Consider the following 10784-nt stretch of genomic DNA (forward strand, 5'->3'; position numbering starts at 1 on the left):
CGCGTCCTTGCTCGCGGATGACGCGTCATGCGATCGTTCGCCGGTCATTCTCCTGGGTCCCCACCCGGCGCCGCCCGGCCAGGTCCCCATCCGCACCCTCTTCGTGGACGCCCGTCATCTGACACCGGGGAAGGTGCATCAGCTGGCGGACAGTGGTTGCGGGTGGAGACCTCGCCGAACGACTTCACCGACGGATCGACCGTGGTCATTCACAAGATCCCTGGCAGCACCTCCTCCGACAGATCGGCGAACGCCTGTTCCTGCTCGCTGAGGTAGGTGTCCCAGGCCTTGGCGTCCCAGATCTCCAGCCGGGTGTTGGCCCCGATGACGACGCAGTCACGCTCCAGGCCGGCGTACTGGCGCAGGCCCTGCGGGATCGTGATGCGGCCTTGTTTGTCTGGTTTCTCGTCGGACGCGCTGGCGAAGAAGACGCGGCTGTAGTCGCGCACCGCCTTGGCGGTGACCGGGGCGGTGCTGAGAGCCTCGGTAATGCGCTGGAACTCCTCCACGGGAAAGACGTAGAGGCATCGCTCCTGGCCTTTGGTGATCACAAGACCCTCCGCCAGCTCCTCACGGTACTTAGCCGGCAGGAACAGCCGTCCCTTGTCGTCCAGACGCGGTTGATGGGTGCCGAGGAACACCGGCCCCACCTCCCGTGCCTCGTGAAGCGCTCAGCGCTGGTGCACCGGGCCCTCCACTGCGCACCACCATACTCCACTTCTCCCCACCGTCAACTGATTCGAACCGTCTTCATCATCAGTTTCCGATGCGTTACCGCAGGTCAGCGCGATGGAGCAGAGTGGAGGGGGGTGAGCGGCCGGTCCCCGCCGTTGGGCGTGTCGGCGGGTTCAAAAGGCCGACGGAATAAGGACTCGCGGGGCTCGGGAAGCCACGGGGTGGAGGAAAGTGGAGCGGCCCGCTCCCGCATGTGTCATGAGAATCGCACCTGTATGCGACATGAGCAGGAACTAAACAGGGGTTGCCTGGACTATCCACAAATGTCGCTCTCGAACCCACAGCGTCGTAGGGTCGTACAGACAATGGAAAAGGAATGGCATGGCTCCCGCAATGGCACCTCACGGGACGGCCGTCGCACTTCTCATGGAGGCCTGGTGGCAGTAACCCATGACGTCCCTCCCCAGCTCGACGAGCTGGTCTCCACGGCACACCGCATCCGCGAGGCCATCGAGTCGGTTATCGAGGGCAAGAGCGACGCAGTCCGCCTCACGTTGACCGTATTGCTCTCCGAGGGACACCTCCTGATCGAGGACGTCCCGGGCGTCGGCAAGACCATGTTGGCCAAAGCACTCGCCCGCTCCATCGACTGTCCCGTCCGCCGGGTGCAGTTCACCCCCGACCTGCTGCCCAGCGACATCACCGGGGTGAGTGCGTACAACCAGCAGACCAGGGAGTTCGAGTTCAAGCCGGGGCCGATCTTCGCCAACATCGTCGTGGGCGACGAGATCAACCGCGCCTCGCCGAAGACCCAGTCCGCGTTGCTGGAGTGCATGGAAGAGCACCAGGTGACGGTGGACGGCGTCACCTACCAGTTGGACGCCCCTTTCATGGTGATCGCCACCCAGAACCCGATCGAGATGGAGGGCACCTATCCCCTGCCCGAGGCGCAGCGCGACCGTTTCACCGCGCGCGTGGCGATGGGCTACCCGGAGCCCACCGCCGAGCTGGAGATGCTCGACGTGCACGGCGGCACCTCGCCCCTCGACAAGTTGCAGCCGGTGGCGACGACGGCGGAGGTGCGCGCCCTCATCGAGGCCGTACGCGGCGTCTACGTCTCCCAGGCGGTCAAGAAGTACGCCATCGACCTGGCGGTGGCCACCCGCCACTCCCCCGACCTGCGGCTGGGCGCCTCCCCGAGGTCCACGCTGCAGCTCGTACGCGCCGCCAGGGCGCACGCGGCGCTGGCCGGCCGCGACTACGTCATCCCCGACGACCTGCAGGACCTGGCCATTCCCGTGCTGGCGCACCGGCTGCTGCCCAGCGTCGAGGCCCAGGGGCAGCGCCGGCTGCCCGAGCAGGTGGTGACCGATCTGATCAGGCGCGTGCCGGTGCCGGAGACGCGAGCGTCGTGAGAGCCGGACTGCGGGCGCTGACCTCGCGGGGCAGGTCGTTCCTGGCGTCCGGGATCGCCGCGCTGGTCATGGCGGTCCTCCTGGGCGAGAACGACCTGTTCAGGATCGGGATCCTGGTGACGGCGCTGCCGCTGCTGGCCGCGATGGTGGTGGCCAGGACCCGCTACCGGCTGAGCTGCGCCAGGCGTCTCGACCCGCTCAGGGCAGAGGTGGGCGGCGAGGCCACCGTGACCCTGCGGCTGGAGAACGTCACCCGGCTGCCCACCGGGCTGCTGCTCATCGAGGACACGGTCCCGTACGCGCTGGGCGTGCGGCCCAGGTTCGTGCTGGACCGGGTCGAGCCGAGGGGCGTGCGGGAGATCGACTACCGGGTCCGCTCCGACCTGCGCGGCCGGTATCCGATCGGGCCGCTGTCCATCCGGATCGCCGACCCGTTCGGGCTGGTCGAGCTGACCCGTTCGTTCACGATCAGTGACACGCTGGTGGTGACGCCGCCGGTCGCGGCGCTGCCGCACGTACGGCTGTCGGGCGAGTGGGCGGGCGGCGGCGACAGCCGTACGCGCAACGTGGCGGCGGCGGGCGACGACGACGTCGCGCCGCGCGAATACCGGCAGGGCGACGACCTGCGGCGGGTCCACTGGCGTTCGACCGCCCGCCGCGGCGAGCTGATGGTGCGCCGCGAGGAGCAGCAGTGGCAGAGCCGCGGCGCCCTCCTGCTGGACACCCGCCGGCACGCCCACCGTGGCGAGGGCCCGCGCTCGTCGTTCGAGACGGCGGTCTCGGCCGCGGCCTCGATCGGCGTGCACCTGGCCCGCGAGGGCCTGGGCCTGCGGCTGGTGACCGACCAGGGCCCCGAGCACCTGAGCGACAGCGGCGTGAGCCACTCGCTGCTCGACACGCTCGCCGTCGTCCGGCACAGCCCCGCCCGCACCCTGGAGATGGGCGTCTCGGCCCTGCGCCAGGGCGGCGGTGAGGGACTGATCGTGGCCGTGCTCGGCGCGATCGACGCCGAGGAGGCGCGTGAGCTGGCCAGGCTGAGGCACAGCAGCATCACCGGCGTGGCCGTGATGCTCGACGTGAGCACCTGGGAGGGCAGCGACCGCAGCGCGCAGGAGAACTTCGAGGCCGCGCAGACGATCCTGGCCGGCTACGGCTGGCGCATCGTGCGGCTGCCGGCGGGCGTCTCGATCGCCGCCGTCTGGCAGGACGCCGCCAACCGCGGCAGGTACGTGCTCAACCCCACGGGAGGCGCGGCATGAGACTGACGATCGCCTCGGGAGCGGCCGCGTTCACCGCGGCGTTCCTGCTCTCCCCGCTCTTCCAGGGCGGGAGCTGGTTCTGGACGTCGCTCGGCGCCGTCCTCGCCGTGGTGGCCGCGGGCCTGCTGAGCAACCGCCTGGCGCTGCCCGGGTGGGCGACCCCGCTGGTGGGGCTGGCCGCGACGTGGCTGTACCTGACGCTGTCCTTCTCCTCCGACAAGGCGTGGGCGCTGCTGGTGCCGACGAAGGAGTCGGTCGTGGAGCTGGCGCGGCTGCTGGGCGTCGGGTGGGAGGACATCCAGCGCTTCGCCGCCCCGGTCCCGGACACCGAGGGCATCACGCTGCTGACCGCGGGCGGCGTGGCGCTCATCGCCATCGCCGTTGACCTGCTGGCCGTGCGGATGCGGCGGGCGGCGCTCGCCGGGCTGCCGCTGCTGGCCCTGGCCATGGTCCCGGCGACGATCCTGACCGACCCGATCAGCTGGCCCGCGTTCATCCTGGCCGCGCTCGGCTTCATCGGCCTGCTGGTCGCCGACGGGCACGAGCGCGTCGGCCGCTGGGGCAGGGCGGTGCTGGTCCGCCGCACCCGCGTGGCCCCCGGCCAGCCGGTCGCCCCCAGGCCCGGGACCGGGACCGCGGACACGAACGGGCTGCGGCTGTCGGGCAAGCGCATCGGGTTCGCCGCGATCGCGCTGGCGGTGCTGGTGCCGGCGCTGCTGCCGGCGATGGAGCCGGTGTCGTTCTTCACGTTCGGCGTGGGCGGCTCGGGGTCGGGACGGGGCAACTCGATCAGCATCCCCAACCCGATCGCCAACCTGAAGGGCCAGCTGGAGCTGCCGGAGCCGCGCGAGGTCCTCAACTACGCCAACAACGACGACACCCCGCGCTACCTGCGGATCTACGCGCTGGACACGTTCGACGGCCAGCAGTTCGGCATGACCGAGCCGAAGGGCGCGCCGCAGAACCGCACGGACAACGGCCCGCTGCCCGCCCCCGCGGGCCTCAGCCTGGAGACCGCGACCAAGGACGTGGTCACCGATATCCGGATCAGCGACCAGATCGAGCGGCTGTCCTTCCTGCCGCTGCCGTATCCGGCGCGGGAGATCCAGGTGGACGGCGACTGGCGGGCCGACGTCGACACGCTGATGGTCTTCTCCACCCGCGAGGAGGCCGCCGGCCTGGAGTACGAGGTGCAGACCAGCGAGCCGGACGTGAACCCGGACCTGCTCGACTCCCTCAACGGCAGGCAGCCGACGACGGATCCGCGTTACCTGCGCCTGCCGCCGAACCTGCCCCCCGACATCCGCGCGCTGGCCGTCGAGGTGACCTCGGAGGCCAGGACGGACTACGAGGCCGCGGTGATGCTGCAGCAGTTCTTCACCACGGACGGCGGCTTCACCTACAACCTGCGCACGCAGGGCCACAGCAACTCGGCGCTGCGCGACTTCCTGTTGCGTGACCGGGCGGGCTACTGCGAGCAGTTCGCCGCCTCGATGGCGGTGCTGGCCCGGGTGGTGGGCATCCCGTCGCGGGTGGCCATCGGCTACACCGGCGGCGTGAAGATCGGCGACCGGTGGTCGGTCGGCACCAACGACTCCCACTCCTGGCCGGAGCTGTACTTCGAGGGCGTGGGCTGGCTGCCGTTCGAGCCGACTCCGTCGGGGGCGGCCGGTCAGGGCAGCGCGCGGGTGCCGGCGTACTCGGAGCCCAGGCCCGAGGCGACCGAGGAGGAGACGAGCACGCCGACGCCCGGCGCGACGAGCTCCTCCTCCGACGAGCCGTCGGAGCAGCAGGCCCGGCAGAACGAGCGCCAGCTCGACCGCGAGGCCCAGTCCGCGCCCGGCGCGGTGCCGGTGGACGAGTCGATGCCGCTGATCGGCCAGATCGGCATCGGGGCGGGCGTGCTGCTGCTGGTGCTGCTCATCCCGGCCGGGATGCGGCTGGTCACCAGGAGCCGGCGCGTACGCACGCTGGGATGGAAGGTGTCGGAGCCCGCCGACGACCTGACGGCCGCGATGATGTCGAGCCCGTCGGGCCGGCATCCGTCGGTGGCGGCCGCGTGGGCGGAGCTGGACGACGTGCTGTACGACTACGGCATGGCGCGGGTGCCCAGCGAGACCCCGCGGGCGCTGGCGCGCCGGCTGGCCGAGCAGTACGGGTTCGACGCCGACGCGACCGCGGCGATCACGGCCATCGCCTCGGCGGTGGAGCGGGTGTTGTTCGCCAGGGATCCGGGCGTGATCGCACCCATGAGAAAGGACCTGCGCACGGTGCGGCAGGCCCTGGCGGCCACGGTGTCACGCGGACGGCGGGTGCGGGCGTTGCTGCTGCCGCCCTCGACGCTGCGGCGGCTGCGGGGGGCGGGCGAGCGCCTGCTCGACGGGTTCGACCTGCTGGAGACCATCAGGCTGCGGAGGACGGCAGCGCAGAAGGGCTCCTGACCGGGAACGAACGTGCGGCCGTCCCCCGAGGGGCGGCCGCATTTTCGTCTGCCGATTCGGTCAGCGCTCGTCGTGACGACGGCGCCAGCGCTCTTCCATGCGCTCCATGAACGTGCCCCGGTTTCCCCGGCGGGCCTGCTTGCCCGGAGGAACGGCGCCGCCCTGGGGCGCGGCGGAGTCACCGAACCCGTTCATGCGTTTCCAACTGGACAGGCCCCACAGACACGCGGCGAGCATGACCACGAAACCGCCGACGCCGAGCGGGATCAGCGCACTGCCACTCAACACCACGCCGACCATCATGACGACGACACCGATGGCAAAGCCGATGGAGGCCTTGATCAGGCGGCGCTTGTAATGGCTGCGTGGGTCACTGATCCTTACGGTGTTGGCCCACTTCGGGTCCTCGGCGTAGAGGGCCTGCTCGATCTGGTCGAGCAAGCGCTGCTCGTGCTCAGAGAGCGGCACGGCGCCTCCCAAGGACGGCCCCAGGACGGGGAAGACGGCAACGGACGACACGGGGTGTCCGAACCTCGCGGTCGGTTATCCCCAGAATACGAGGCTGTAGACGTAGGCGAAAGCAAACGTCCAACGCAGACCAAACCGGAGGTGACGTCATGGCTCTATTGTGGACCATCTCGCCCCCCTTACCCCAAAATCGTGACACGCACGCCCCCACAGATCCGGACATGGACGTCATGTCTCTATTTCATCAAGCTTGCCACGTACTAGGGACGCCGGGAGCACCGCATCGGGTCCGAATCTCCGGATCGCCTTGTCCATGGCCTGCTCCGCCTCGCGCCAGCCCGTCTCCTTCTCGCCGAGACCGAGCTGATGAGCGGCCTCGCCGGCCGGCCGCAGGTTTTCCATCCTGACCCCCACCAGGCGCAACCTCACCCGCTCGAGACCGGCGGCGTGGAACAGCTCACAGGCGGTGGCGTAGATCACCTGAGCCACGTCGGTGGGCTCGCGCAGCGTGCGCGAGCGGTTGATCGTCGTGAAATCGGCACGGCGAAGCTTCACACTTACTGTCCTTCCCACGTGACCGGCCTTACGCATGCGGGCCGCCACCCGCTCCGACAGCCGCAGCAGCTCGCGCCGGATCACCTCGGGATCGTCCACGTCGGTCGCGAACGTCTCCTCGTTGCCGATGCTCTTGTCGGGCACGTGGGCGCTCACCGGGCGCTCGTCGCGCCCCCACGCCAGCGCCGCCAGATGACCGCCGACGGCCGGCCCCAGCTCGCGCTGGAGCGTGCCCGTCGGCACGCGGGCCAGGTCGCCGACCGTGCGGATGCCGAGGCGGACGAGCGCCTGCTCGGTGCGCTCGCCGACGCCCCACAGCGCCGACACCGGCAGCGGATGCAGGAAGTCGACCACCTCGCCGGCCGGCACCACCAGCAGCCCGTCGGGCTTGCACTGCTTGGAGGCGAGCTTGGCGACGAATTTGTTGGCGGCCACGCCGACCGAGCAGGTGATGCCGTACCGCTCGAGCACCTGCTCCCTGATCATGGCGGCGATGGCGGCGGGCGGGCCGAGCCTGCGCCGGGCGCCACCGACGTCGAGGAACGCCTCGTCGGAGGCGATCGGCTCGACCAGCGGGGTGATCGCGTGGAAGATCTCCATCACGCCGCGGGAGACCTCGGCGTACTTGGCGTGGTCGGGCGGGATGACGGTGGCCTGCGGGCAGAGCCGGCGCGCCCTGCTCATCGGCATCGCGGAGTGGACCCCGCGGGCGCGGGCCTCGTAGGTGGCGCTCAGCACGACGCCGCGCCCGGCCGGCGAGCCCACGATCACCGGGCGGCCACGCAGCTCGGGACGGTCGAGCAGCTCGACGCTGGCGTAGAAGGCGTCCATGTCGACGTGGAGGATCGGGCAGCCGCTGTCATCGACCCCGGTCCGCGGAGCGGGGCCGATGCCGGTGATCTGCTTGCGAGACACGCCGTCGATTCTATCCGAACAGGCGTTCTACACCGAGGGGGGCGGTCATCGAATCTCAGCTCCTGTGGGCCAGGACGTGCAGCTGCGTGGCGATGTCGCGCAGCACGGGGTGGGTGGCGGCGATCTGTTCGAGAGCGGCCAGCGCCTCGGCGGCCCGCGTGTCGCCGTCGACGATCCTGCTCGGCACCAGGTCGGTGAAGACGCGCACCCCGTGGACCGAGCCGACGGTGAAGCCGGTCGAGGACAGCAGCTCGACCAGGGTGTCGGCGGTGTAGCGGCGGGGCGTGGGGTCGCGGTCGCCCCAGCTGCCGCACGGGTCGGCGAGCACGGCCCTGGCGTCGTCGAACTGCCCGGCGATCGCCCGGTGGATCGCGCTCGCGACGGGGTTGGCGGCCAGCACGCTGACGGCCCCGCCCCTGCGCAGCAGGCCGGCGACCGCGGTCAGCGCGCTGATCGGGTCGTCGACGTATTCGAGCACGCTGTGGCAGAGCACCAGGTCGGCGGCGTCCCGGGGCAGCAGCTCGCCGAGGTCGGCGGCGTCGCCCTGCAGCGCGCGCACGCCCACGCCCTTCTCCTTGGCGCGGCGTTCGAGCGCGGCCAGCGAGTCGGGGCTCGGGTCGACGACGGTGACGGCGTGCCCGAGCACGGCCAGCGGCACGGCGAACCCGCCGGTGCCGCCGCCGGCGTCGACGATGTCGAGCGACTCGCGGCCGGTGGCCGCGGCGCGCTCGGCCAGCACGGACCGCAACGCGTCCCACACGACGGCGGTGCGCACCGCCGGGGTCCTCGTCACGCCTTCTGCACGCAACGTCGGCTCGCCTCCCTCTCCCTCGCGACCGGCGCCCTCGCGAACGCGCACTTCGCGAACGGCTCTCTTCGCGGACGGGCCCAGCCTACGCGGTGAGCGGGAGCGCCCGCTCCCCTCCGGCGAGACCGCCTCCGGGACGTGCCGGGCCCACCCGTCCAAACGGGACGCGCGCCTCTCCAGAACGCGCCGGGATCGGGGTCCCGAACGGGGCGCGCCTTTCCGGGACGCGCCCGGATCAGCCTCCCGAAGGGGGAGGCGCGCGGGCGGTCAGCTGTCGGAGCCGGCCGCGAGTCGTCTCGGTGCGCGCAGCCGCCAGGCGTCGGCGAGCAGCTCGCCCATCTCCTCGGCGTCCACCGCCCCGAACCGCACGAGCACGATCGCGTGGCCGTCGTAGTGGGGCATGGTGCGGAACTTGGCGGGCTCGGCCGCGACCAGGCCGTCCTTCTCCTCCTGCGAGGCCACCGGGAGCACCAGCAGGTCGCCCTCTTCCCTGATCCGGGCGAACCACTTGCCCCGCACGTAGAAGGCGGGGGTGCCGTACATGGGCTTCTCGGCGGTCTCGGGCAGCGCCAGCGCGAGGCGGCGTACGTCCTCTTCCGTCACCATGCCACCCACGATAGGCGCGGGCATGGGAAAGGGCGCGTCGCGGCTGGTGACGCGCCCTTCGCCGTACGGACGCCGGTCCGCCGTGCGGGCCGGCGTGGTTGGAACGTACCCCGGACAGGCGGTCGCGGTCCGCCCAAAAGGGGTGTCTAAAGGGTGAGGCTTGGCTTGAGTTGTTTGAAGCGCGCCAGCAGGCCGTTGACGAACTGCGGCGACTCGTCGGTCGACAGCTCGCCCGCCAGGTGCACCCACTCGCTGATGACCACGCCCTCGGGCACGCCCGGCATCCACAGCAGCTCGTACGTGCCGCCGCGCAGGAGGTTGCGGTCGACCGCGGGCATCCGGTCGAGCGTCCACCCCTCGGCGTAGGTGGTGATCAGCTCGTCGATGCGCGTGCGGTGCCGGGCCACGCCCTCGACGATCGTCGAGGTGTACTCGTTGACCGGCGGCTCCTGCCGGGCCACGCGCTCGGCGAGGATCTTCAGCGGATCCTCGCCGCGCAGCTCCGACTCGAAGAGGATGTCGAGCGCCCGCCTGCGTGCTTTGCCGCGTGCCGACACCTCAGGCCCGGCCGAGGTATTCGCCGGTGCGGGTGTCGACCTTGACCTTCTCGCCTGTGGTGATGAACAGCGGGACCTTGATCTCGGCGCCGGTCTCCAGCGTGGCGGGCTTGGTGCCGCCGGTGGAGCGGTCGCCCTGCAGGCCCGGCTCGGTGTTGGAGATGGTCAGCTCGGCGGCGGCGGGCAGGTCCACGTAGAGCGCGGAGCCCTCGTTGAACGCCACCGTGGCCAGGGTGTTCTCCAGCATGTAGTTGGCGGCCGTGCCGACGGTCGCGGCGGGCACGTTGACCATGTCGTAGGTCTCGGTGTCCATGAACACGAAGTCGTCGCCGTCCTTGTAGGAGTACTGCATCTCCCGCTTGTCGACGTTGGCCACCTCGACCTTGACGCCGGCGTTGAAGGTCTTGTCGACGACCTTGCCGGACAGGACGTTCTTGAGCTTGGTGCGCACGAACGCACCGCCCTTGCCCGGCTTGACGTGCTGGAACTCGACAACGCTCCAGAGCTCACCGCCCTCGAGCTTCAGCACCATGCCGTTCTTGAGGTCGTTGGTCGTCGCCACTCGTTCTTCTCCCGGGTGCGGCCGCTCTTCAGGACGAGCAGCTTCTTGGTCGTCTTCGTGAAAGTTCCGGCCCGCCTGCACGTGTCACGAGGGATGGCCCTCGTCGCGAACCCCGCCCCGGCCCGGAAGCAGACCCCAGGCTCGGCGGTGATCGGAACTCGATCCTCTAGTCTACCGGTCCGCGCGGGGCTCAGGAACGGCTCGGCCGCCGGGCGGGGGCTACCGGCTGGGCAGGCTCCAGTCGTTCATGAAGTCCACCGCAGGTCCGAAGGGGTCCATCTCGCCCTTCTCCAGAGCCTTCACCAGGTCGTGGTAGACCTCGGTGACCTGGCGGACCTGGTCGTCGCCGGACCGCCTGGCCGCCCTCCAGAGCTTCTCGCGGGCCTTGCGGGCCACGCGCGGGTCGATGCCGCCCATGCGCTCCTGGGCCCTCAGCGAGTCGTCGAACGCCTTCGCCCACCCGCCCCACCCGCCCGGGGGCATCTGCTGTCCCAGGGTGGCCTTCGGGCCGGCGGTCTCGCGC

The 10784-nt window shown here is 70.8% G+C and carries 11 protein-coding genes; 3 read left to right on the top strand and 8 right to left on the bottom strand.

Annotated features, from left to right (window positions below; all coding sequences use genetic code 11):
• Window positions 1-209: 209 nt before the first annotated feature.
• Window positions 210-641, bottom strand: a complete 432-nt coding sequence (gene mraZ, locus C1J01_RS24190; RefSeq protein ID WP_111181273.1) for a division/cell wall cluster transcriptional repressor MraZ — start codon at window positions 639-641, stop codon at window positions 210-212.
• 399 nt (window positions 642-1040) lie between these two features.
• On the opposite strand from mraZ, the gene C1J01_RS24195 reads away from it, so the two are divergent.
• From C1J01_RS24195 to C1J01_RS24205, 3 genes are read left to right on the top strand one after another with little or no spacing between them, the layout of a single operon-like run.
• Window positions 1041-2090, top strand: coding sequence for an AAA family ATPase (locus C1J01_RS24195; RefSeq protein ID WP_438943129.1), 1050 nt, complete (start codon window positions 1041-1043; stop codon window positions 2088-2090).
• Window positions 2087-3349: a DUF58 domain-containing protein gene (locus tag C1J01_RS24200; RefSeq protein WP_111181265.1), complete on the top strand. Its 1263-nt coding sequence runs from the start codon at window positions 2087-2089 to the stop codon at window positions 3347-3349. The genes C1J01_RS24195 and C1J01_RS24200 overlap by 4 nt, the downstream gene beginning before the upstream one ends.
• Window positions 3346-5790 carry a transglutaminase TgpA family protein gene (locus C1J01_RS24205; RefSeq protein ID WP_111181266.1) on the top strand — a complete coding sequence of 815 codons (2445 nt, stop codon included), beginning with the start codon at window positions 3346-3348 and terminating at the stop codon, window positions 5788-5790. Before C1J01_RS24200 ends, C1J01_RS24205 begins: the two co-directional genes overlap by 4 nt.
• 60 nt (window positions 5791-5850) lie before the next feature.
• Here the strand turns inward: C1J01_RS24205 and C1J01_RS24210 are convergent, their stop codons facing one another.
• From C1J01_RS24210 to C1J01_RS50060, 7 genes are all read right to left on the bottom strand, one after another.
• Window positions 5851-6258, bottom strand: coding sequence for an SCO2097 family morphological protein (locus C1J01_RS24210; protein ID WP_111181274.1), 408 nt, complete (start codon window positions 6256-6258; stop codon window positions 5851-5853).
• 228 nt (window positions 6259-6486) lie between these two features.
• Window positions 6487-7728 (bottom strand): DNA polymerase IV, encoded by a 1242-nt coding sequence (locus tag C1J01_RS24215; RefSeq protein ID WP_111181267.1) that lies wholly within the window; start codon window positions 7726-7728, stop codon window positions 6487-6489.
• 55 nt (window positions 7729-7783) lie between these two features.
• Complete coding sequence (locus C1J01_RS24220; protein ID WP_235854632.1) at window positions 7784-8521, bottom strand: methyltransferase domain-containing protein; 738 nt, start codon at window positions 8519-8521, stop codon at window positions 7784-7786.
• Between the two features lie 282 nt (window positions 8522-8803).
• Window positions 8804-9142, bottom strand: a complete 339-nt coding sequence (locus C1J01_RS24225; RefSeq protein WP_111181269.1) for an MmcQ/YjbR family DNA-binding protein — start codon at window positions 9140-9142, stop codon at window positions 8804-8806.
• Between the two features lie 146 nt (window positions 9143-9288).
• Window positions 9289-9699, bottom strand: coding sequence for a transcription antitermination factor NusB (gene nusB / locus C1J01_RS24230; RefSeq protein WP_111181270.1), 411 nt, complete (start codon window positions 9697-9699; stop codon window positions 9289-9291).
• 1 nt (window position 9700) lies between these two features.
• Window positions 9701-10261, bottom strand: coding sequence for an elongation factor P (gene efp, locus C1J01_RS24235; protein WP_111181271.1), 561 nt, complete (start codon window positions 10259-10261; stop codon window positions 9701-9703).
• 219 nt (window positions 10262-10480) lie between these two features.
• Window positions 10481-10784 (bottom strand): hypothetical protein (locus C1J01_RS50060; RefSeq protein ID WP_220040071.1); only part of this gene is annotated, 304 nt, incomplete at its 5' end.

The sequence above is a fragment of the Nonomuraea aridisoli genome (assembly GCF_003236395.1).
In the GTDB taxonomy this organism is placed as follows: Bacteria; Actinomycetota; Actinomycetes; order Streptosporangiales; family Streptosporangiaceae; genus Nonomuraea; species Nonomuraea aridisoli.

What these genes read in the sequence shown, in the direction of transcription:
- C1J01_RS24225 (WP_111181269.1), bottom strand. Translation starts at nt 9,142, where the DNA reads ATGGTGACGGAAGAGGACGTACGCCGCCTCGCGCTGGCGCTGCCCGAG.
- C1J01_RS24195 (WP_438943129.1), top strand. Translation starts at nt 1,041, where the DNA reads ATGGAAAAGGAATGGCATGGCTCCCGCAATGGCACCTCACGGGACGGC.
- C1J01_RS24205 (WP_111181266.1), top strand. Translation starts at nt 3,346, where the DNA reads ATGAGACTGACGATCGCCTCGGGAGCGGCCGCGTTCACCGCGGCGTTC.